This window comes from Leptospiraceae bacterium, from assembly GCA_024233835.1.
In the GTDB taxonomy this organism is placed as follows: Bacteria; Spirochaetota; Leptospiria; order Leptospirales; family Leptospiraceae; genus JACKPC01.
The window spans coordinates 1,935,558-1,960,005 of record JACKPC010000001.1 but is presented as its reverse complement, the minus strand read 5'-3'; the positions used below and the strand labels follow the sequence as shown (position 1 = coordinate 1,960,005).

Genomic DNA, 24,448 nt, shown 5'->3' with positions numbered 1-24,448 from the left:
AATGAGAATCAATACAGCTATTACCCAAATGCTCGGAATTGAATTACCTATTATCGGGGCCCCCATGTTTCTTGTATCCTATCCGGAACTGGTAGCTGCTGTTTCAAACGAAGGAGGCATCGGAACCTTTCCGGCTTTAAATTTTCGAGAACCGGAAGAACTTAAAAACGGAATTGATACGATACGCTCTCTGACCTCCAAACCCATAGGTGTAAACCTGATACTCCATAAAGAACATAATCCTGACTGGCAAAAACAACTGAAGACCTGTCTCGACAAAAATGTAGAACTTTACATCGCCAGTCTCGGAACTCCCAGGAGCCTCATCAAGGAAGTTCATTCCAGCGGAGCAAAAGTTTTCTGTGATATAACCACACTAAAACATGCCAAACTGGTCGCGAAAGCAGGTTGTGATGCAATTATTGCTGTGGGAAGCGGAGCGGGCGGACACTCCGGTAATATTTCTCTTTTCAGCCTGATTCCATACATCAAAGAGGAAACCAACCTGCCTGTTATTGCTGCTGGTTCTATCGGTACCGGTTTTCAAATATTGGCTGCACTAAGTCTCGGAGCCGATGCAGTTTCTATTGGAACCCGATTCATTGCCAGTATAGAAGCTCGTGTAAACGAAAATTATAAGACTATGCTAATAGACTCAAGTCCGGAGGAAATTATTTATACGGATAAAGTCACCGGGATTTTTTCAAACTGGATGAAGCAAAGCCTTGATAAACATCCTTATATCTTAAATGGAGAAAAACCTCCGCAATCTCTCGAAGGTGACAGCAAACGATGGAAAGACATCTGGTCAGCCGGTCAGGGAGTCGCTCAAATAAAAGAAGTCCTCAGTGTTCAGGAGATATTCCATAGAATCAAAAATGAGTACAGGAAAGCCCATAGAAGCATTCCTATTCCTACTTAATCACATGAAAAAGAAACATGGTTGCATAATTTTAACGCCTGTTTAAATTGCTACTATATTATCCAATCAACACGGGAAGTTTTATGTCCAAGAACTTATATATTACCACCACAGAAGCCAGGAGCGGGAAATCCGCAATAGCATTAGGTCTCATGGAAATGCTTATGAGAGACACCGACAATATAGTTTTTTTTAGACCCATTATAAATGTGGAAGAAAGCTGCAAAAAGTGCGATAATGATATTCAACTAATTTTAGATCAATTCAAACTCAATGTTGATTATGAAGACTCCTACGCCTATACAGTAGGTGAAGCCCGGGAACTCATTACGTCCGGGAAGCAGGACGAGCTTTTAGAAGGAATCCTTACGAAATATAAAGCCCTTGAAAGCCGTTTTGATTTCGTACTCTGCGAAGGAAGTGATTTTTCAAAAACCACATCAGCTTTTGAATTTGACATCAATGCAGATATTGCGAATAATATTGCTGCACCCATTTTATTAGTGACGAATGCTTTTGGGAAAACTGCAAAAGAGGCAATTTCTGCAACTGAAATGGCGATTGAATCATTTGAGGAAAAAGGTTGTAAAATTCTTGCTACTACCATCAACTGCATTGAAGCTCATAATTTTTCTGAAATACAAAATCTGATTAATGAAAATGAAGATTTTAAGAAACGCCTGATATATACCCTTCCGAATGAGCCTGCACTTGCCTTGCCGACCATGGAAGAAGTGAAAAACTGGTTAAATGCACAGGTTTTATATGGAGAAAATAATTTATACAAACTTAGCAGCCGTTTTGCAATCGCTGCCATGAGAGTAGAGAATTTTCTCAGCCGAATTGACAATGATACACTTGTAATTACACCGGGTGATAGATACGATATTTTACTGGGTTGTTTGTTATCATTAAATTCTCAAAATATGCCTAAAATTGCAGGAATTGTTCTAAGTGGAGGCATGAAACCGGAAGGAAAAATTAAAGAAATGTTGGATGGGATGAAAAATCTTCCCATCAGTATATTGAGTGTAGAAAAATCTACCTTCGAAACGGCTTCTAAAATGGACAGTATCCATGCTACCATCTCTAAAAACACTCCTCGTAAGATCATGATGGCACTCGGACTTTTCGATAAGCATATTAATAGCAAAGAATTAAAAAAACATATTAGCCTGAGTCGCTCTACACGTCTGACTCCAAAAATGTTTGAATATAATCTACTTCAAAAAGCCAAGTCAAATAAACAGCACATCGTTCTTCCGGAAGGTACAGAAGAAAGAATATTAAAAGCAGCCGAAATATTATTGAAACGTGAAATAGTAGATATAACCCTGCTTGGTGATGTAAACAAGGTAAAAGAAAAGATTGATAATCTCGGACTCCACATGAAACAAGCGAATATTATTAATCCGGTACAATCTGAATATTTCGATGAATATGTAAAGATTTACTGCGAATTAAGAAAGGATAAGGGAGCAACGGAAGATATAGTTCGTGACATTATTGCTGACGTGAATAGTTTCGGAACAATGATGATTTATATGGGTCATGCAGACGGGATGGTTTCAGGTGCCATCCATACAACAGCACAAACAATTCGCCCTGCCTTTCAGATAGTCAAAACCAAACCGGGAAGTTCAATTGTCTCCAGTGTATTCTTTATGTGTCTTGAAGATAGAGTCCTGGTATACGGAGATTGTGCGGTTAATCCCAATCCGAGTGCGGAAGAACTGGCAGAGATTGCTATCAGCTCAGCAGATACAGCAAAAGCTTTTGGAATCGAACCTAGAGTAGCGATGTTGTCCTACTCAACCGGTTCTTCCGGTTCAGGTTCCGAAGTGGAGAAGGTTCGGGAGGCTACCCGAATTGCTACTACAAAAAGACCCGATCTTTCAGTAGAAGGCCCTATGCAATATGATGCAGCAGTAGATTTAAGCGTAGCTAAAACAAAAATGCCTGATAGCAAAGTAGCAGGACGAGCCACCGTTTTCATATTCCCAGACCTCAACACAGGTAACAATACATATAAAGCAGTACAACGTTCCGCAAAAGCAGTTGCCATCGGTCCCGTATTGCAAGGATTAAATAAACCAGTTAACGATTTAAGTCGTGGCTGTCTCGTTCCGGATATAGTAAATACAGTAGCTATTACTGCCATTCAGGCACAGGCAGAAAAAGGAATATCATGAAAATACTAGTTATCAACACAGGAAGTTCATCATTAAAATATCAGCTTTTCTTAATGGATAAATCCGAGGTTCTTGCATCCGGTCTTGTTGAAAGAATCGGAGAAAAACTTGGCATAATTCATCATAAAACAAATGGCAGAGAGCACAAAGAAGAAAGAAAAATTCCAAATCATAGTCATGCAATACAAATTGTAATGGAATTATTAACGGATACGGAAAATGGAGTCATAACAGATAAGTCCGAAATAAGTGCTATCGGTCACAGGGTAGTTCATGGTGGAGAAAAATTTCACGAACCCTGTGTGATTACCGATGAAGTTCTTTCTGCTATTAAGGAACACATTCCTCTTGCTCCTCTCCATAACCCTGCAAACTTAACCGGGATTGAGGCCTGTAAGACTTTCTTTGAGGACATACAACAGGTTGCTGTCTTCGATACTGCTTTTCACCAATCCATTCCCGATTATGCCTATCATTACGCAATCGATCACAGTCTATATGATAATTATAAAATACGAAGATATGGTTTTCATGGTACTTCACACAAATACGTAGCTATGAAAGGAGCCAAATTTTTAAATAAGGATTTTTCAAGTTCTAACTTGATAACCATCCATCTTGGAAATGGTTCCAGTATTGCAGCCATTCGAAACGGAAAAAGTATAGATACTAGCATGGGAATGACTCCTTTAGAAGGCATTGTTATGGGTACTCGTTCGGGAGATATTGATCCGGGAATTATTTTTTACATGGGAAGAGAATTAAATCTACACCTAACAGAAATCGAAACCATACTCAATAAAAATAGTGGTTTAAAAGGTTTATGCGATACAAATGATATGAGAGATCTTTTGGATAAAAAAGAAAAAGGAGATAAAAAAGCCGAATTAGCATTCCGAATTTATGTATACAGGATAAAAAAATACATAGGAGCCTACACAGCAATACTGGGAAACTTGGATGCTATCATTTTTACAGGTGGAATAGGAGAAAATAGTTATGATATACGTGATGCTGTATGTTCTAATCTTTCTGTTTTTGGCATAGCTTTAGATGAGCTTAAAAATAAGACAAAGGATAAGCATGAGAGAGCCATTCATAAATCAGATTCATCAGTCCAAATTTTAGTCATTCCGACCAATGAAGAATTACAAATTGCTCTTGAAACTAAAGAGGTTTTAGAAAAGTAATTTAGGTGAAGTGATGAAAGCAATATTATTCGAAAGTCCCTGTGAAGCAGAAAAATTATATATCGGTGAAGCCCCTTTACCTGAACTCAAAGAAAAAGAAATCCTGGTTAAAGTTAAGGCTTTTGCAGTTAATCGGGCTGATACCCTTCAAAGAATCGGCAAGTACCCGGCACCAACAGGAGCCAGCCAAATTTTAGGTCTCGAATTTGCCGGGATAGTAGAAAATCCCGGACAAAGTAAACTTTGGAAAAAAGGGGATAAGGTTTTCGGACTTGTTTCCGGGGGCGCATACGCAGAATATGTGGCGATTCATGAGGAGATGGCAGTAGTCCTACCGAAAAACCTGTCTTTTGTGGAAGCGGCTGCTATTCCTGAAGTTTTTTTAACCGCCTGGCAGGCTCTTTGTTGGTTAGCCGTAGTCAGGGAAAATGAAACAGCTCTAATTCATACAGGAGGAAGTGGCGTTGGAACAGCAGCTATACAAATATGCAAAGAATTGAATGTTCTTCCGATTATTACCGCTTCAAAAGAAAAGCATGATACCTGTGAGTCCCTTGGAGCCAAATTATGTATTGATTACAAAACACAGTCCTTCTCGGAAGAAGTTAAGCGCTTTACTTCAGGAAAAGGAGTCAACACTATCATCGATTTTTTGGGAGCCAGTTACTTTGAAGATAATATTTCCAGCCTATCTATCGAGGGAAGACTAGTCATACTGGCGTTTATGGGAGGAGCAAAAGTAAACAATGTAAATCTCGCAAACTTATTATTTAAGCGAATTAGTATTCACGTATCCAGCCTGCGCTCCAGAAGTCTTGACTACCAGATAAAACTTAATAAGGACTTCTTTTCCTGGGGTTTATCCCGTTTTAAAAGTACTCAACTTTTACCGGTAGTATACGAAGTTCTGGATTGGAAAAACACAGGAAAGGCTCATAAAATTATGGAAGAAAATGCGAATACAGGTAAGATTGTTTTAGAGGTAAGCTAATTTGAATATCCATAATATAAAATCCATTGCCATAAAGTTCTTTGCTTATTTTGGCATACTATTTGGAATTTTAACCATAAGCTCAGGAGGCTTGATTCTTTTCAGTGAAGAGAAATATCGCCTTGCTGCCGGAAAGTATATACCGGAAATTTTATGGTTTAATTTCTTATCCGGTTTTCTCTATTTATATGTATCATCCCTTATCTTACAAAAAAATAAAAATACTGTTTATTCAATAAAGTTTTTATTATTTTTAATTTTTATGGCTGTTCTATACCTTGGAATACACATTATTTCTGGTGGTGAATACGAAAAGAGAACTTTAATTGCAATGTTTTTCCGTTTTGCTTTCTGGTCAGGGATGTTTTTTTTAGTTTCAAGTGAAAAAGAATATTTATATGTTTAAGATTTAATATACCAGTAGGATAAATTTATGAGATTTTTAAAATATTGTAGTATCTTTCTTTTTTTCCATCTTTCTTTCCAATCCTGCATTTCAAATATTTTTGATTGTCCTATGGATACCATTGCTCTAAAGACAGAATGTCAGGCAAAAAAAGATGAGGAAAAAAATAAACTATTATTATTAGCTCTCGCTCTTTCCGGGACAAAAAATGGTAGTAACACTGCTACTTTATCAGGCGATGAAGCACCTATCGGACAACTTTCCGGTAACACCCAGGCTATGATAAATCAGATAAATAATAATAGCAAGTGCAGTTCTTCTAAAATAGAAGAAAATTCGAATCTTACAAAAACAGCACAGAATCATAGTTATGATATGGTAACACGTAGCTTCTTTAGCCATGTAAATCCGGATGGAAATAATCCGGCCGTAAGATTAAAGAATTCTAATATAGGTGGTTTAACAAGTTTTAGTTCCGATCCGCTTACTGCCTGGAACAAAGCCGGTTATAATACATCCACCTACGAATCCAGTTCGGAACCTCCTTCTGGAAATGGATACGGAACCAGCAATGGAGTCCAAAAATGGGAAGGAGCTTTTGAATTAATTACCCGCAACGCCGATACAGCGGATGAAGCCTATAACGCTTTAAAAAAAGATTTAGCATATAGTTATATACTAACGAATTTCTGTAACTTAGGTTTAACTCACATTGGTATTGGTAAAAATAGTAATTCTGATAAAGATTCTAACAAAAATTTTTGGACAATCATTATGCTTAAATCTCCCTCGAGCAAATAGAAGAAAATGATTTAAAAAAAATAGTATCTGATTATTCATGACAATATGATGGAGAATGAGTTTCCTCAGAAAAAAATTGTTATACCGGGAGGTAGCGGCTATCTGGGTCAATACCTGGCAAACTATTTTTCTAAAAAAGGTTATGAAATTTTCATTCTATCACGAAATCCAAAAGTCCAAAAACCCGGGATTTATACTTTACTCTGGGATGGAAAAAGTCAGGGTGATTGGATGCAAATTTTTGAAAATGCAACAGCAGTTATTAACCTGAGCGGAAAAAGCGTAGATTGTCGTTATACAGATATAAACCGAAAAGAAATAATAACTTCGAGACTCCTATCCACTGAAGCGATTGGTTTAGCCTTTCAAAAATCAAACAATCCTCCTCCACTCTGGATAAACGCAAGTTCAGCAACCTATTACAAAGATACCCGTGGAAACGAAAAAGCAAACGATGAAAAAGAGGGAAAAGCCGGTACCGGTTTTTCCGTTAATGTATGCAAACAATGGGAACAATCCTTTTTTAAATTTAATATTCCTAATATTCGTAAAATAGCTCTCCGAATTTCTTTTGTTTTAGGAAATTCCGGTGGTGCTCTACCAAGTCTAATTCAGCTATCAAAATTAGGTCTTGGTGGAAAAATGGGTAGAGGTGAACAGTTCATCAGTTGGATTCACGAAGAAGATTTTGCAAGAATCATAGACTGGTTGATTACACAAAACAAAATTGAAGGTATCATTAACTGCACCTCACCACATCCGGAAAAAAACGTAGATTTCATGAAAGCTCTACGGACAATCTTCCACATACCCTTTTCCATTCCTTCTCCGGAATTTTTGATTCATATTGGTTCATTCTTTTTAAGGACCGAACCCGAACTTATTTTAAAAAGTCGAAAAGTTTTCCCTCTACGTCTTTTGGAATCCGGCTTTCAGTTTAAATACCCAAATTTAAGAGAAGCATTAGAAGAAATTGCATATAAAAGAAATTAAATTTACAATAACATTATTTTTTCTATATCTATAAGTTTTACAATACCGTATTCAGAATCATAAAGTTTATTAATAAATTCACATTCTTCAAAACTTAAATAAGAGCTTGCTTCCTGTAACTCCTCCTCCTGATAAGAAACTATTTCAACAACAGAATTTGCTAAAAAACTTATATTCTTATTGACATACTGTAGTTTTATGATAACTTCCGGTTTTCCTCCTGCCTCATCAAAATTTCCATAGTTAAGTAACATTAATAAATCGCAAACAACAGAGGTTTCCCCACGTAAATTTACCAGGCCTTTTATAAAGGGTCTGGCAGTCGGAATAGGATTTAAGGGGACTCCTTTTTGAACTTCTTTACAATGCTTAATATTAATCCCAAAAAGAGAATTGGAAATTTCCCAAATTAAGAGCAATTGTCTTTTCTCTGTCTTATTATTCATACCCTTTATATACTTATTTCCTCTTCTATAAATTTTTGAACTACTTTTTCAATATCAATATGTAAGGCTATAGAATCTTCAATTTTTGAATAGGCGCTAATATATTGATTATATATGTCCTGGCTCTTATATGTTTCAATTCCTTCAAGAATATCTAATATATCATGAGCTATAATTCCAATCGAATACTCTTCATTTTTTAATTCAATGCAATACATCTTTGGAATATCATTTTGCTTTCTAATATTTAAATACTTCTCTATACGTATAATAGTAATTATTTTCTCTTCAATATAAACCTTTTCCTTTCCTAAAACCTGCTTTATATTCGAAAGACCAATCTCCCTTACTCCTACTATATTCACAGCAGGAAGAAAGAAAATTTCATCGGAAATAATAAAAAATAAATAATTATGATCTCTTTTATTTTTACTCTCCTCTTTCTTTACAAGTCCCTCCTTCAATTCTACTTTCAAATTAAATTTTTTTAATATAGCATCAGGTTCAATGATCAAAATAATACTTCCATCCCCGGAATATGTATGACCACCAAATAAGTTTACATCCCTTACCTGCTCCGGAAGAGGTTTTAATACTATTTCTTCGATAGAAACAAGAGAGTTAAATGAAATAGCAAAGTATTTATTTTCCGATTGTAAAATAGCTATATTTTCATTTTTTTCATGAACCATGTAATTAGGAAAAAGTACATTGTTTAGTTCTATTAGAGGAATCTTTTGATTACGTAACTTATATATCTTTTTATCATCCAACTCTATAATATTTGCAGCATCATATTTCGTTAATTCTAATATATTTTTCTGCATTATAGCAAACTTTTTATCATTTACAAGGATGATAAATGCAGGCATCACACTTAAAGTTTGCGGGATTATACCGGTAATACAAACACCTTTCCCTTTTTCGCTTTCAACTCTGACTGAACCACCGTATTTTTTAAAATTATTTAGAACAATATCCATTCCAACTCCACGACCGGATATCGATGTGGCTTCTTTCCTCGTAGTAAAGCCCGGATGAAAAATCAATTCATAAATCTCGGAATCCTGCATAGCTTCCAATTGCTCAAAGGTATATAAATTCTCCCTTAAGGCTTTATCTTTAATTTTATCTAAATCGATACCCCTACCATCATCTCTCACTTGAATAAAAATATTTCCCCTTTGCAAATAAGTGTTTAAAATTATCTTTCCAAAGGCCGGTTTATTATTACGAATACGTTCCTCTTTATTTTCAATTCCATGATCAATAGAATTTCTCAGAATATGCATCAATGCTTCTGTAATTCCTTCCATCATAGCTTCATCAAACTCTATTTCATTTCCATAAAATTCTGCTTGAATCTCTTTATTCAACTCTTTCGAAACATCCCGAATGATTCTTTGTAGCCTTGGATATATAGAACCTATTTTTAACAAGCGTATCTTCATGAGCCTGTTATAAATTACATTAATATATTGACTTAAACGATTAATGCGAATTTCTTCTTCAGAATCTTCTTCATAGTTTAGTATTTCTAATAATTGATTCCTGGCAATAACTGCTTCACCAGCAACATTAAGAAGTTCATCGATATAAGATGTAGAGATTTTCAAAAAAGTATTCCGATACCCTTCTGTTGATTGTGCGTTTACTTGCGGTTTGGGTTTTGTATGTAAATATACAATTTTAGTATATTTTAATTTTATTGTATTTAAATATTTTTCAATATCATCATGCAGCACAACAAAACGATACGGAATATGGAATGCCTTTGATCCTTCAAACTCATTCAGTTCATCTTCCAATAACTCCCTTTCGAACAAATACATATTATTATGTTCAAGAAATTGTGTAAATCCTTTCAGATCCGTAAATTTTTGAGAGCATAAATCACATTCCACTAATGCTACACTTTTTCCATTCTCCTTAGCTAATTGAATATACTTCTCATAGCTTTCTTCTTGTGCGCTATTTTCAAAAAATTCTGAGCTTGAAATTTTTAAATGTTGCTCAATTATTTCTATATAAGGTTCAATTTGATGTGTAGATTCATTCGCTAAATCGTATATAATCTCTTTAAGTTTATCTATTGAATGAAAAATAATTTCTATCACTTCCCCGTTTATCTTTATATCCCCGGAACGCAGCCCGGAAAAAAGAGATTCAAGAGAATGAGACAAACTTTCAATTTTTTTTAAGTCCACCATACCGGACGTACCCTTAATAGTATGAACAGCCCTAAAAAGTGAATTTAAAAGTTCATCATCAGGTGATGTTTCTAAAAGTAAAATCTCTTCTTCTGCCCTTGTGATTAATTCTTTTAACTCTGCTTCTAATACCTGATAAAAATCTTCCATCTTATAAGCTTACCACTTCAATTGAGTCAATGAAGCTCTTCACCTGCAAATCCATAAAAGCTTCATAAAATTTCTTCTCACAGTATAAATGAATCATACATTGCTTTTTTTTCAGGTGTACAAAAATAGAAAGTAAAAAGGCCAGAGATTTTAGATTCATATTCATAATTTCCTGTAAATGAAAAGCTACTTCCATTCTTGCTTGTATAAGCTTTATTATATCCTTAAAAGATTCAACAATAGAATCAGTAACAGGTTCAATATCTGCATTTGTAATATAGATATTGAAAACATTTTTCTTTTTATTTAAAAACACATTCATATTAAGATAAAACCTTCATCGACCCTTTTAACATTTCAGACCTTTGCTTTAAAGATTCACCTGAAGCAGCCAGTTCTTCGGATGAAGCGGCATTTGACTGAGCCATCTGAGATAATTGACTGACCGCTTCATTCACATAATTTATATTTGTAGTCTGCTCTCTTACAGCTGCCGAAATTTCTGTAATTAAGTCCGATACCTTGATTACTTCTGGAATCATAGTATTTAAAAGATCATTTGCTTTTTCGGCCACATTTAAACTTTCCTTAGTCAAGACTTTTATCTCTCTCGCAGTCTTTTTGCTACTCTGGGCCAACTTCCTTACCTCGGCCGCGACAACTGCAAAACCCTGCCCGTATTCTTCCGAACGTGCAGATTCAATTGTGGCATTGACCGAAAGTAAGTTTGTTTGAGAAGCGATCTCTTCAACCAGGTCTATCTTTTCCGCCACATTCTTCATTGCTTGTAAAGTTCTCACAACAGCTTCTCCACCATCTTTAACCTTAGAAACCATTGAAGTTGTTAAGGAATTTGTAATAGAAGCATTTTCTGTATTCTGCTCAAGACTTGAAAGTATTTCTGTAAGCGAAGCTGAGGATTCTTCTACACTTGCAGCCTGTTCAGCAGCTACTTTAGAAAGAGTTAAACTTGATTGAGACAACTCTGTCGATATATCAAAAACCTGATCAGATAACTCGGTAATAAAATTCAGTTGACTCGAAATTTTTTTCTTAGAAATGAAAAAAGATGATATGGATACAATAACAATAAATATTATAAGCATTATAATTATAATCAAAACAGTAAGTTCCCGACTCTTATATTTCTCAACGGTTGCAAAAGTCCTGTTATCTAACATTTTGAAAAATTCATCTATAGGGTCCATAATGATTTTCTTATCTTGATGATACTTCTCATCAAACATAATCTCCCTTGCATAGGTTTTATCAGGAGCTTTTTTCACATTAAAGTTCCCCTTACCATCATTATATAAACCTTTTACTGCATTCATTGCAATCGTTTCAGTCATAACCAATGAATTTGAATTATCTTCAGCCTCCTTCAATTTCGTAAACTCTTCTTCAGAAAATCCAAGCTCTTTCATTATTTGTCGGAGTGGAATTTTTCTTCCATCCGGCCGTGTTTTTTTCCCATTTCTTACATCCAGAATATGCCAGTATTGTTTCTCATATTTATAGTCACCCGTTACGACATAAGTGCGCGCAAGCCGTGTCAGCTCATCAGAACTTTGCTTCAACTCAATAGCTGCCTGATAAGACTTATAACGAATATCACGATGGAAATTTAATACATTTTGATAATAAGCCATAAGAAAAGCTAATAAACCCAAAATAGTAAGTAAAATAGTTATAAAACTATTGGTTATAAATAATATATCTTTAATCGTAAAACTTTTTTTCTGCCCCTTAAACATGACACCCTCAACTGAACCCATACAAACCTCTATTTTTTAAAGAATGATCTTCAGTATCATAATTTTTTAGTAATATAGTAAAGCTTTTTTTAAAGGTTGCATCATTTTTCCTACTACTCATATTCCCGGTAGCTTCATTATAAATTGATTTATTTTATATTCTCTTTTTTAATTGACTTTTTTACGGACTTAGACCCATTCTGATTTTGTGTTGAATATTTATAAATTTTTAACTTATCTCCTTAAATTAAATCTTCCCATTTTACTTTTTATCCCAAAGATAAAATCTTTCATAAAAAAAAGAGAAAAAAGTCTTAATTCAATATTAGAATTAAGCTTTTCCACTAAAAAAGTCTATTGGCTACATGGCGCTTCTGTTGGAGAATTAGATCAATGCAAATCCTTAGCCCGTGTTATTCGTGAAAAAGAACCCGATGTATTTATTCTACAATCTGTTTTTTCTGAAAGTGTTTCTGAAAAAAATTTAGCCGATCCTTCTATTAATGCTTTTTTCTTTCTGCCTCTCGATTTCCCCAATTCATATGATAAAATTTTTCTAAAGTTTCAACCTTCTGCTTTATTTCTTGCTGCCTGGGACACCTGGCCTAACCTCCTGATTTCTGCTAATAAATTTAACTGCAAGTCCTATCTCTTTTGTGCAACTATGAATGAAAATTCAGGAAGAAATAAAGGTTTAGCCAGACTCTTATCACGAAAAACCTTTCCCCTACTTTCCGGAATTTCTCCTACTCACAAAATCTACGAAAAAGTATTTCTGGATTTATCTTCTAAAAAAGTTCCTATTCATACCTGCGGGGATTCTCGTTTCGATTCTGTAGTAGAGAAAATAAAAAGTAACCAAATTTTACCTGATTTTCAAAAAAAAATTCCCAATACACTACCTCAGCTCCTAATTCTCGGTTCAACTTATGAAGCCTGTGATTTAATCTGGTTTCCAATTCTTCAAGATTTACTTAATCAGGGAATCCATATCTGGATATTCCCCCATAAAATAGATGAAAAAAGAATAAGTTTTATAATCCAACAACTACAAAAACTGAATTTATCATATTCTCTTTATTCAGGTTCAGAGCAAATTTCAAATCTTTGCATATTTGATGCAATTGGACTTCTTGCTTATGCTTATCAGTATGCCAGTTTTGTATATGTAGGTGGTGCTTTACATAATCGTGTTCATAATGTGATAGAGCCTGCCTATTTCGGTATGCCTATTTTTACCGGACCTAAAATAGAAAACGCATCTGAAGCTATGACTCTCGAAAAATTAGGAGCTTTATTTCGCTTTACTAATATTTCAGATTTAAAGCAAAAGTTTATCCCCCTTATAGGCAATGAAGAAAAAAGGCTTGAGTTAGGAAAAATTGCTCGAAACTTTGTTACAGAAAATACAGGAGCATCCGAACGGTTTTATAATATCTTTTTAAAAAAATAGAAAGTTTTTGACAAATATAAATCTTTTTTTTCTACTCACTAAAAGAAGGAAGAATATGAAACTACATGCACAACTTATATTTCTCTTACTTATTTTTATTGCAAGCTGTAAACCTTTTGTAAGTTCCAAAATAGAAAAAAATCCCTATCGCAAAATAAACATTGAACATCCTTCTGTTAAGTACGAAAATTACAAGCTTCCGGAAGGCTGGGAGAACAGGGTTTATGTATTGGACGGTATACACCTGGACTATTCGATACAGATGAATCGTATTGATAATTTCAAAGAGGTTCCTGAAAAATTTGATAACATAGAAGAAATGAAGAAGAGAGTAAAGGCAATTTCTTTAAGTATGAACCCAATTCTTAAAAAACTTTTTAATAAGTATCTCTTCGGTATTTACTTTTGTAAAAACCTCGGAAGCACGGGGCTTGCAGGTGCTGTATACCAGGGAGACAAACCCCTTGGTGGTTTTGTTATATTAGACTATGACAAAATTAGTCACAAAGCAAATGACTGGATAACTAATAAAATTAATTCTGTTTTTTCCTCGACTGAGCTTAAACTTCGTATGCAGATTGAAAATGAAGAAAATGATAATGAAACGAATGCTCTTCGATATATTTTAATACACGAATTCGGCCATATTCTTTCCTATACCAACAATATGGCTCCCTTAAATCGTGAGGAATATAGGGATTTTAGAAAGTTTTCATTTTATGATAATGTATGGAAAGAGGAAACTATCAGTCTATATGATGATACTAAATTTCCATTGCGTTCAAAAGTCATATTCTATTCTTCTAAAAAATTGATCTTAGAAAATGTATGGAAAGATATTTTTCCGTATATAAACGAAAGTCCCTTTCCAACCCTTTATTCCGTAGTTTCAGCAGATGAATTCTTTGCTGAATATTTTGTTTCATATGTTCATTGCATACTCGAAAAAAGACCCTGGATACTATCCATCTATGATAGTAAAGGTACAAAAATCCATGAAAATAATAATGGAATTTTTTTAGAGTTAAACTCTACAAGGAAAAAATACTTTGATACTCTTTTTCACTTAAACCAATAATGCGATAATTACTCAAGGGATAAGAAATAAATTCCTTTTCGATTGAATAAATTTGATGAAGCCGCGTATAGGATTTTTCTCTTTTCGTCATATGCCATGGATCGAACTTCTACTCCTTTCAACCCCAAATACTCCCAGTCTTCTGTTTCAGGCGAAAATACGTAGACACCTTCTCCCCAGGTTCCTACCACCAATCGCTTTTTATCAATCGGAACGATAATTCGAATATCCCGAACAGGAGATTTTATTTTTTTTATTGTTTTTTTGAATTTCACTTCCCAGATTTCTGAAAATAATAAACCTCCATGATAAAAATAAAAACTATCCGATAAACTGATACATTCATAATGTATTGAACTTTTTCCAGAAGGTGTATGGTCTATCCATTGTGAAGAGTCATAAACTGATAGGTGAAACTTTTTTCCCGATACAGAAATTATTTGGTTTTTAGTATCAACACATGCAGAGCTTACATAATTATCGAGATAAACTTCTTTCCAATCTCCATATCCTTTCATTTGATATAAACGATTTCTAACAACTAAATATGTGGTGTCTCCAAGAAATGCAAGACTTCTAACATATCCTCCGGGACGAATCATTTGGTACCATTTTTTTTCATCTAATTTATAAAGATATAAGTGATTTCCCTTTTTTGGTCCAAACCATAATTGTCTATTTTTATCTTTTAATTCCCAGGAAAAAAGTCCCGGATAAGCAAGGTCATCAAATCCTTCCTGTTCATTGTATCTTTTTACAAATATTCGCCCCTTAACTGAACCGTGTATGAACAAGCCATCCTCTGTATGATATAAAATTGGATCGGAGTAACTATCTGAATTTGAAAGTAATTTCCATCCGCCATCTAATGGTTTTATTACCGAAAATAAAGATAGATTTAGAATTATAACATATTCTATTAATAAGAGATAAAAGCTAAACTTTCCAGAAATATCAGAATATTTATATAATGTAAAATAGCTAAATACCATTCCTAATAAAGACAGATTAATTGCAGAAAAATACATACCATTCCACAATGAAATAAGAGGGAAAACAATTAAAAAAATAAGCCATATTAAATATTTAATGTAGAAAAAAACAGTTTGGAAAGATAACAAATAATTAATAATCTTCTCCAACATGATAACTATTCTTCCCTATTTCCCCAAATCTCTTCTTCCCATTCTGGCTCCAATTCTTCTTTTTCGTCCTGAGGCTCTATTCTGGCTACATTTCTGTATAATATAGCCAGAATAGAGCCTATCACTGCTCCTGAAAGATGTCCTTCATAAGAAACTCCTTTTTCCAGAGGTAAAACTCCCCAAACCATTCCTCCATATAAAAATACGGCAAGTAAAGAAAGAGCTATCGCCCTCCTTTCTCGGCGTATTACACCGCTTAAAAAAATAAAAAAGAAGAAACCGTAAACAAGTCCGCTGGCACCTATATGATAAGAAGATCTGGCAAATAACCAGACTATAATATTACCAAACAAATATATTATCACAAATACACTTACTGAAACTTTTCTATACAAATATAATATACCAAAAAGTAGTACAAATGTGGGAGCAGTATTTGAAAGTAAATGATTAATATCTCCATGTATTAAAGGAGATAAGAAAATACCTTTTAAACCTCCAAGAGTTCTTGGAAAAATTCCATACTTTGAAAAATCATATCCATATTGATTTTCAATACTTTTTATCAACCATAATGTCACAACAAAAATAGCGGAATAGAGAAAACTTGTTTTTATTTGCCACTTATCATCATCCATAACTATAACATCCTATATCTTAAAGGGAAGTGGCACATCTATCTCCGGCAATTTAGCGGAAAGAGCAGTTGATAAATACTCTATACCGAGTATATCATCCTGGTATCTGGGAACAAGATGGAAATGTAAATGTTTAACAGCTTCCGAAATACTTACTGTATATAACTTTTTAGGACTATAGTGTTTATAAATCCACTCAACCGCAATTCCCATCACTTTTCCAAACTCTAGCCAGGCTTCGATTGATAATTCATTATAACTTTCAATATGCTCTATAGGTTCTATATACAAATAAGCCGGACAATTTTTACTTCTTTCAGAATGTCGTAGCACCCAGAAAGAAGTTTTCTCTATTAGAAAAGGTATATTAGTTTTATGTAAATCACAAATACTACAATTCATATTATTTCTTTTCTGAAGGTAAAGTAAAATGAAATTGAGAACCTTTTCCAAGTTCTGATTCTACCCAGATACTTCCCTTATTTTTATCTACCATATTCTTACACAATATCAAACCCAAACCGGTTCCGGTTTCTCCATTTGTTCCATTCATACTAACTTTTTTCTCTATTTTAAATAATCCCATTTTAATCTTTTCATGAATTCCCATACCGGAGTCTTTCACAACAACTTCCACAAAAGAAGATTTTAATTCTTTTACAAGAATTGCCACTCTTCCCCCTTCTTGCGTAAATTTAATAGCATTGCTTATTAAATTCCGAATAATAGTTAATACCATATTTTTATCGGCAAATACACTTAAATCAAGAGGACAATCATATTCTAAATTTATTCTTTTCTGTCCTGTTTGCATTTTAAACAAATCGTATACTTCCAAAATTATAGGCGACAACAAAAATATTTCAGGCTCAAAGGGAATGTTCCCCTTTTCTAACCTTGCCCAGTCTAAAAGATTTTCTAGAAGATTATAAAGATTTTCTGAAGTATTCACCAGAAGCTCTATTCTTCTCTTAACCCCGTCCGGATCCTGACAATCCAAGTTCCTTAGCATCATCTTACTAAATTCTCGAATCCCTCCCATAGGCCCGCGTAAGTCATGTGCAATGATTGAAAAGAAACGATCCTTTGTAGCCAGTAACTCCTGCAACCTTTTCTTTTGACTTCGAATCGTAAGGTGAGTAATTAAGCGCATCATGACTACATCGAGATTAATCGGTTTTGTAATATAATCCACAGCTCCTAATTTAAATCCTTTCACCTCGTTGATTGTTTCATTCATGGCTGTAAGAAAAATTACTGGAATTTCCCTTAATGTTTCAGACTTCTTCAAACGTTTACAAACTTCATAACCATCTATTCCCGGCATCATTATATCCAGAAGAATTAAATCCGGAGTAACTTCAGCTAAAATACTAAGAGCCTCTTCACCACTCTTTGCGATATAGATTTGAAAATTAAATTTTTTTAAATGAGCACTTAATAACTTTAAATTTTCAACTCTGTCATCTACAATCATTATAGAACAATTCAGCAAATCGAGAGACAAATGTGTTTTCAATTCATCATCTATTTCCATTTTTCAAAACTCCTTTTCTATTTACCTATTAGTTTTAAAATAGCATCAAAATCCAGGTTGGATGTAAGGCTTTCAATTTCTTCAATAAACGACTCCTGAGATTTTTCTGCTCTACGTTTTAATTCTTTTATAAAATCTTCTAAACCTGTGATGTTATGCTGTCTTACCATGTGTCGGATTACGGAGATATCTTCTTCCGGAGGTAAAGTAAATTTCTTTTTATCATCTGCCACATTATGATTCTTAGACTTACTTTCTTCTTTACCGGCATATACCCATTCAAGATCCATAATCTCTTTAATCATATCCAATAGATCCTGGATTTTAAACGGTTTACTAATAAAAGCATCACAACCTAAGGATAGACTTTCTTCTCTGGCTTGTTTTAATACATTAGCTGATATAGCGATTACCCTTACATCATCGTAGTCAGGTTTCGTTCTTAGCAATTTCATCATTTCAAAACCATCCATTTCCGGCATCATTAAATCTAAAAGAACAATATCGGGCTTTTCTTCATAAATAAGTTCCAATCCAATTTTTCCATTTTTAGCTTCTCTTATTTGAATTTCTACGTTACTCCAAATACTTTTTAAAAGATGGCGATTTACTTGACTATCATCCACAATTAATATTGATAAAGACTTCCTCCTCTCTAATAATTTCGGATTCCTCCAATTATAAGAAACAACAATTCCATTTGATAAGTTTTGGATTTTTTCAGTTTTTGCATGCTTAATATTTTTTAAATGAATCTCAAATCCAAATTTGCTTCCTTTTCCTTTTTGACTTTCAACAACGATCTTACTTCCCATCAATTTTACAAGATTTTGACTAATAGCCAGCCCCAAACCGGTCCCCTCTGTTTTCAAACGAAGATCCACCGCTTGATAAAAAGGTTTAAAAAGACCCTGCATTACTTCCGGGCTCATACCTATACCCGTATCACTAACTTCAAATAAAACTTTTTCATCCTTTTTTTTGATAATTAAATTAACTTCACCCAACCTGGTAAACTTAAATGCATTGCTCAGAAGATTTAAAAGAACCTGTCGTAATCGTAATTCATCACCATAAAACCATTCATTACCCTCGAAAGGATGAATACAGGAAAATTTAATATTTTTTTGATCTGCTTTTAAATTCCCATATTCGGCGATAGAAGACAAAAAATCATTAATACAAAAGCCTTCATGAATTATTTCTAATTTCCCGGCTTCTATTTTTGCCATATCCAATATATCATTTAATAAAAGAAGCAAGTATTCACCACTTTTTTGTATGATATGAGTATGCTCCTTTTCCTCTACAGATAAATTCGAAGATTGTTCAAGTAACTGCGCAAATCCTAATATACCATTTAAAGGAGTTCTCAGTTCGTGACTCATATTTGCCAAAAAAATACTTTTACTCTTATTGGCTTCCTCTGCATTATTTTTGGCTATTTCCAATTCCTCTTCATGCTGCCAGCGTTCCGTTATATCAATAAAATTCGCTATAGCTCCTTCCAAATTTCCATTTCTATCAAAAAGTGGTGCTGAATTAACTAATAGCCATCGAACATTATTGCTATCATCTACAATTCCATGTTCAATATTATTTGCTACTCGCTTTTCCATCAAAGAAATTGATATAGGAAGATTTTCAACGGGAAAGGGGTTCCCAAATTTATCAATCTGCCTCCATGTTTTTTCACTAAAGAAGCGTTTGGCAATTTCATCTTTTCTAATATTTAAAATTTTCTCAGCAGCGGCATTTGCATAATAAATCTGCCCATCAATGCCCACCTGAACAACTCCTGTCAGTAAGTTATTTAAAATATATTCCAAATTTTTCTGACTTTCTCTCAGTTCTTCCTCTACTCTTCTCCTATCCGTTATATCCCTTACTAAACTCAAAGTTTGATTGTTTCCGCAGGGTACCATTCTGGCTTCATAGAAACGTTTTCCAAGATTTTTTACATCCATTTCATATTCAAATGTTTGTATAGTTTTAGTATTTAATACCTTTTGAATATTTTTTTCTACTAATACTGCTAAATATATAGGTGTAATATCTCTTAATTTTTTTCCTATCAGAGTATCTTCCTGGTAATATAATTCTTCATTATTAGCTCTAAAATCAAGATAAACCCCATCCGAATTTAAGTGAAACATCATATCGGGTATTGCATCTAATAATGCCCTCGCTCTTGCTTCACTTTCCTTTAGAGCTTTTTCCATGCGGACCCTTTCAGAAACATCCTGTCGAATAGAAATAAAATGTGTTATTTTCCCATTTTCATCACGAACCGGGCTAATCGTCTGTTCATCATGATATAAGTCTCCATTTTTTTTCCTATTAATTGTAGTGCCTCGCCAGATCCCTCCGCTAAGAATAATATTCCACATTTTTTTATAATACTCTTCTTCATGAACGCCGGATTTTAAAATATTTGTAGATAAACCAATACATTCTTCAGATAAAAATCCCGTTTGGACCGTGAACGCCGGGTTAACCCATTGTATAATACCCTTTGTATTGGTTATCATCACACTATTAGCTGCCGTCTCAAGGGCTATTTGTAAAATTTTACTCTGCTCTTCAACCTGTTTTCGTTGCGTAATATTTAAGGATATTAAGATTAACTTATTTACTTGCTTTTCGTGGTCTATCGGTCCTATATAATTCTCATACCATTCATTGTTCCCGTATTCCCCCCAATATACAGAACTAAATATTTGATTTTTTTTTGTTTCAAGAGATTTATCGAATGCAAGTTTTAACTTTTGCGATTCTTCCGCGGTTAAAAAATCGTATATCAACTTTCCTGCACATTCTTCAGGACTATATCCTTTAATAGAACGATTTACAAAATCAATTTTTCCTTCTTTATCCAGCATCACAATTCTTACAGGAGCAGCCTGCACAAGGGAACGCCAATTTGCTTCACTTTCTTTTAATTTTTCTTCAGCCTCCTTTCTATCACTGATATCCCTTGAAATTATAATAAAACCACTATATTCTTTATCATGATTTCTTTTTCTTGTCAGTTTAGCACTGAACCAATAAGTTTTCCCATCCATTTTTAAATCGTAATCAAGTTGTCCTACATTATCATTCTTACGAACTTCGATAATCAACTCATCCAACTTTTTTGTAAGATCAGGAGGTAAAACTTCCGAATAATGTTTGCCTAAGAAAAACTCCGGAGAAGCAAATAATACTGATTTGGTTTTAGGTTGAAAATAATCAGTAAAATTTCCTTTTTCATCAATAACAAAAAGTAGATCATCGAGAGAATAAATAATAGAATTAAGATTTTCTTTATTCTCTTCTAAAGTTTTTTCGATTCGTTTTCGCCTGGAAATATCTATAATTCGAAAAATGAATCCGGTATTATTTTTATCTAAAGAGATTTCGCTTATATTCACAAGACTTGAAATTGTTTCTGAGTTCTTATGGCGAAAGTTCAATTCTAATTGAAAGGAATTTTCCTGCTTTAAATACAGAAAATAGTCATTAAATTGCTCTTTAAAAACATCTTTATTTTCTAGTAGTTCAATTATATCTGTTAAATATAGATCACTTTCTAAATACCCCAATATCTTCAAAACACCTTCATTTGCAGAAATAATTTTTCTTTCTGAATTAAGAATTAAAATTCCCATTTCAGCTGTATTGAAAATAACCTTGTAATAAAGTAGGGATCGGTTTAGTTTTTCAATCGTTTCTTTATATACTTTCAAAAGTTTTTCAATAGTCAGAGCAATTGCAGTAGAGAAGGTTAAAACAACCCAGATAGACATAAGCCATGAAATCGGACTTTGTGAGTAAGCAACTAAATCGATTTTGTTTAAATGTTTACCGCTTATATTCATATAAGCTATGAATACTAAATATAAAAATGTAAATAATAGTAATAAGAAAGAAAATCGAAAGCCTCCGAACAACATAGAAACGGATATGGCCAAAACCAAAAAAACACGGCTTTCAGCTAAAAGGCCAAGTTTCCAGTAACCCAGCACTCCCACAGAAAGGATAATTAATAAGAAAATGTAAAAAGCCCATTGATAAGAAAGTTTATCCCTAGAAATATAAATAGAGAATAGTATAAGAAAAAGGAATAGATGTGCAAAGGAAAGAATCCAACCAGTTTGCTCAGCCCTAAAAAAAGAAAAGAAAACCGCAGGAATACCAAAAAAGATAAAGAATAGTATATTTTTATACAGCAAGTCTTGCTGTATTTTTTCGTATTCAGGAATTTTAAAAAACTTACTTAACAACTCTTGCATAAACACCCACAGGCAGCTCTATAAAATTACAATTTCTTTCCATTGTTAATGAAGTCCCTTTAAAAAATTTATTCAAATTATGAATTGACAGATTCAAAGTATCGATTACTTTAGTTGGGCTAAAGATTCCTGATGAAACCCTTACAGTCAATTTGTTTTTCTTTCTTTGCTCTTTTTTTCTTTTTCTTTTTTTTCTCTCTCCATGCAAAGAATATTTTTCCTATTTACTTGCACACTTCTGAGTGGAGGCTGGTAGAGGGATTTGAGAAAACTTACCTTCAAAATGGAATACCGAAAGAAAAATCTGTTACTGTAAGAAAACTTCCTATACTACCTAATAATATTTTTAATACTCCGATTTCCTTTAAAGGAATCAAAGAATATAGCATGGAAACATTCTTCGTTTTGGAAGCACCTGATAGCAATCGGGATTTAGCTCTACATTTTGCCGGCATCGGAGAAAATTGGAGGATTTACCTCAACGGTCAACTGATTTCTTCCTATTTCTATGTAAAGGATGGAAAGCTACAAAAATATCGCTATCTTCGAAATCTGGATATATCTGTTTCAAGAGGAATCTTAAAAAAAGGAAAAAATCACCTATTCATACATCTCGCCGGATATCCCCCTTCTTCTTTTTTGAGCAAAAACTTTTTACTGGGTCTGACCTTCAAGGAAGGCTACACTCTCGATTACGAAAGAAAAATCCTTCAAGAACATGAAGAGCTGGGGAAGATACTGCTGGATCTTATCTATCTTTTTTTTGGTGCCTATCATTTATTTTTTTATTTTCGATGGAAAGAAAAAGTATATAATCTCTACTTTGCTCTTTTTTCATTTTTTCTTTCCATACATTTTCTTTCCTTTTCAAACCTTAGTAATTCATTATTTACCGAGAGTACAATCACCGTATTCTCAGCTTATTCAAGTCAACCTTTAGCCCTTTTACTTTTTCTTTTATTTTTACGTTCTTACCTTTTAGAAGGTATAGCCATCAATCGAGCTGTAATTTCTTTCATCATTTTAAATTCTCTTATATTACTGGGTTTTCTTTCCTTTGGCCCGAGAGCCTATCAAACCTTCTTAATCGCCTGGTATTTCGTTGCCCTTCCGCAGATTATCTATATTCTTTATTTTTTAATCTACAGTGTTTACAAAAAATTAAAAGATGCCAAATTGCTTTTATATGGAGTTTTTAGCCTTAGCTTATTTCTTGCCTGGGATATTCTGGATACCTTATTTATCCATACCAGTATTCGATTAATGCAGTATGGTTATTTTACTTTTATTTCTTCTATTGTATTAATACTTGCTAATAGATTTATAGAACTACATAAAGAATCGGAAACTTTAAACTACGAATTAAATGAGCATAAGAATGCAATACAACGCTTTGTTCCACATGAATTTATTGAGGTTTTAGGAAAAAAGGAAGCTAAAGATATTCAATTAGGAGATTCCGTTGATAAAGAAATGACTGTGCTTTTTTCGGATATTCGTTCCTTTACACACATATCCGAAACTATCAATTCAAGAGAGGTATTCTATTTTTTAAACCTGTATTTGAAACGAATGGAAAAAGCTATAGAGATTAACCGGGGCTTCGTAGACAAATACCTCGGAGATGGAATTCTCGCTTTATATTCAGATTCAGAAGATTCCAAATTTAACTCAGACGAAAGAGCTATCCTTTCCGCTATCGAAATGCAGGATAAATTAAAAAAGTTTAATAAACGGATTAAAAATAAGTTAAAATTTCCTGAAATAAAAATTGGTATAGGAATACACAGTGGAAATTTAATATTAGGAACCGTTGGAAGTAAAAGGCGAATCGATACAACCGTTATAGGAGATACAGTAAATCTTGCCTCTCGCTTAGAAGCTTTAACCAGAGACTATGAAACCAGTATAATTATTTCGGAAAACACCTATCAACAAATCAAAAACCCTGAATTATTTAAGATAAGAGAAGTTGATTATGTACGGGTCAAGGGTAGAGAAAGAAGTGTAAAAATTTTCGAAGTATACAATAACAACCCGAAAGAATTAATCACTCAAAAAGATAAACTACAGGATCTCTTTTCCTCTGCCATAGAAAACTATAGAATTCAAAATTTTGAGATGGCTCTATCCGATTTTTGTAAATATAAAGAAGCCCTGGGTACGGATGCAGTTTCTCAACTCTATATCAAGCGCTGTGAAATGTTTCTCCAATCTCCACCCCCTCCGGACTGGCAATTTTATACCGATATTGCTCATAAATAA

At 33.7% G+C, this 24,448-nt stretch carries 19 protein-coding genes; 10 read left to right on the top strand and 9 right to left on the bottom strand.

Annotation, left to right across the window (positions count from 1 at the left end; translation table 11 throughout):
* Nucleotide 1 precedes the first annotated feature (1 nt).
* From H7A25_08880 to H7A25_08850, 7 genes are all read left to right on the top strand, one after another.
* Nucleotides 2-922: a nitronate monooxygenase gene (locus tag H7A25_08880; protein MCP5500004.1), complete on the top strand. Its 921-nt coding sequence runs from the start codon at nucleotides 2-4 to the stop codon at nucleotides 920-922.
* An 83-nt stretch (nucleotides 923-1,005) separates the two neighbouring features.
* Nucleotides 1,006-3,114 (top strand): phosphate acetyltransferase, encoded by a 2,109-nt coding sequence (pta, locus tag H7A25_08875; protein ID MCP5500003.1) that lies wholly within the window; start codon nucleotides 1,006-1,008, stop codon nucleotides 3,112-3,114.
* A complete protein-coding gene (locus tag H7A25_08870) occupies nucleotides 3,111-4,304 on the top strand; it encodes an acetate kinase (protein ID MCP5500002.1) in 1,194 nt (397 codons plus the stop codon). Before pta ends, H7A25_08870 begins: the two co-directional genes overlap by 4 nt.
* 13 nt (nucleotides 4,305-4,317) lie before the next feature.
* Nucleotides 4,318-5,295 carry an NAD(P)H-quinone oxidoreductase gene (locus tag H7A25_08865; protein MCP5500001.1) on the top strand — a complete coding sequence of 326 codons (978 nt, stop codon included), beginning with the start codon at nucleotides 4,318-4,320 and terminating at the stop codon, nucleotides 5,293-5,295.
* Between the two features lies 1 nt (nucleotide 5,296).
* A complete protein-coding gene (locus H7A25_08860; GenBank protein MCP5500000.1) occupies nucleotides 5,297-5,701 on the top strand; it encodes a hypothetical protein in 405 nt (134 codons plus the stop codon).
* Between the two features lie 27 nt (nucleotides 5,702-5,728).
* Nucleotides 5,729-6,502, top strand: coding sequence for a hypothetical protein (locus H7A25_08855; protein MCP5499999.1), 774 nt, complete (start codon nucleotides 5,729-5,731; stop codon nucleotides 6,500-6,502).
* 45 nt (nucleotides 6,503-6,547) lie between these two features.
* Nucleotides 6,548-7,495 carry a TIGR01777 family protein gene (locus tag H7A25_08850; GenBank protein MCP5499998.1) on the top strand — a complete coding sequence of 316 codons (948 nt, stop codon included), beginning with the start codon at nucleotides 6,548-6,550 and terminating at the stop codon, nucleotides 7,493-7,495.
* Between the two features lie 2 nt (nucleotides 7,496-7,497).
* Here H7A25_08850 and H7A25_08845 read toward each other — a convergent pair whose 3' ends face one another.
* From H7A25_08845 to H7A25_08830, 4 genes are read right to left on the bottom strand one after another with little or no spacing between them, the layout of a single operon-like run.
* Nucleotides 7,498-7,941, bottom strand: coding sequence for a chemotaxis protein CheW (locus H7A25_08845; protein ID MCP5499997.1), 444 nt, complete (start codon nucleotides 7,939-7,941; stop codon nucleotides 7,498-7,500).
* A 5-nt stretch (nucleotides 7,942-7,946) separates the two neighbouring features.
* Nucleotides 7,947-10,301 (bottom strand): chemotaxis protein CheA, encoded by a 2,355-nt coding sequence (locus H7A25_08840; GenBank protein ID MCP5499996.1) that lies wholly within the window; start codon nucleotides 10,299-10,301, stop codon nucleotides 7,947-7,949.
* Between the two features lies 1 nt (nucleotide 10,302).
* Nucleotides 10,303-10,623 (bottom strand): hypothetical protein, encoded by a 321-nt coding sequence (locus tag H7A25_08835; protein MCP5499995.1) that lies wholly within the window; start codon nucleotides 10,621-10,623, stop codon nucleotides 10,303-10,305.
* Between the two features lies 1 nt (nucleotide 10,624).
* Nucleotides 10,625-12,079, bottom strand: a complete 1,455-nt coding sequence (locus H7A25_08830) for a hypothetical protein (GenBank protein MCP5499994.1) — start codon at nucleotides 12,077-12,079, stop codon at nucleotides 10,625-10,627.
* Nucleotides 12,080-12,266: 187 nt separating this feature from the next.
* On the opposite strand from H7A25_08830, the gene H7A25_08825 reads away from it, so the two are divergent.
* Nucleotides 12,267-13,511 carry a 3-deoxy-D-manno-octulosonic acid transferase gene (locus tag H7A25_08825; protein MCP5499993.1) on the top strand — a complete coding sequence of 415 codons (1,245 nt, stop codon included), beginning with the start codon at nucleotides 12,267-12,269 and terminating at the stop codon, nucleotides 13,509-13,511.
* A gap of 55 nt (nucleotides 13,512-13,566) precedes the next feature.
* Nucleotides 13,567-14,589 (top strand): hypothetical protein, encoded by a 1,023-nt coding sequence (locus tag H7A25_08820; protein MCP5499992.1) that lies wholly within the window; start codon nucleotides 13,567-13,569, stop codon nucleotides 14,587-14,589.
* Nucleotides 14,590-14,597: 8 nt separating this feature from the next.
* Here H7A25_08820 and H7A25_08815 read toward each other — a convergent pair whose 3' ends face one another.
* From H7A25_08815 to H7A25_08795, 5 genes are all read right to left on the bottom strand, one after another.
* Nucleotides 14,598-15,617: a hypothetical protein gene (locus tag H7A25_08815; GenBank protein MCP5499991.1), complete on the bottom strand. Its 1,020-nt coding sequence runs from the start codon at nucleotides 15,615-15,617 to the stop codon at nucleotides 14,598-14,600.
* 122 nt (nucleotides 15,618-15,739) lie between these two features.
* Nucleotides 15,740-16,372: a rhomboid family intramembrane serine protease gene (locus H7A25_08810; GenBank protein ID MCP5499990.1), complete on the bottom strand. Its 633-nt coding sequence runs from the start codon at nucleotides 16,370-16,372 to the stop codon at nucleotides 15,740-15,742.
* A 12-nt stretch (nucleotides 16,373-16,384) separates the two neighbouring features.
* Nucleotides 16,385-16,705, bottom strand: coding sequence for an HIT family hydrolase (locus H7A25_08805; GenBank protein MCP5499989.1), 321 nt, complete (start codon nucleotides 16,703-16,705; stop codon nucleotides 16,385-16,387).
* Between the two features lie 70 nt (nucleotides 16,706-16,775).
* Complete coding sequence (locus H7A25_08800; GenBank protein ID MCP5499988.1) at nucleotides 16,776-17,909, bottom strand: hybrid sensor histidine kinase/response regulator; 1,134 nt, start codon at nucleotides 17,907-17,909, stop codon at nucleotides 16,776-16,778.
* A 17-nt stretch (nucleotides 17,910-17,926) separates the two neighbouring features.
* A complete protein-coding gene (locus H7A25_08795) occupies nucleotides 17,927-22,183 on the bottom strand; it encodes a PAS domain S-box protein (GenBank protein MCP5499987.1) in 4,257 nt (1,418 codons plus the stop codon).
* Between the two features lie 132 nt (nucleotides 22,184-22,315).
* On the opposite strand from H7A25_08795, the gene H7A25_08790 reads away from it, so the two are divergent.
* On the top strand, nucleotides 22,316-24,448 hold the full coding sequence (locus tag H7A25_08790) for a hypothetical protein (GenBank protein MCP5499986.1): 2,133 nt from the start codon (nucleotides 22,316-22,318) through the stop codon (nucleotides 24,446-24,448).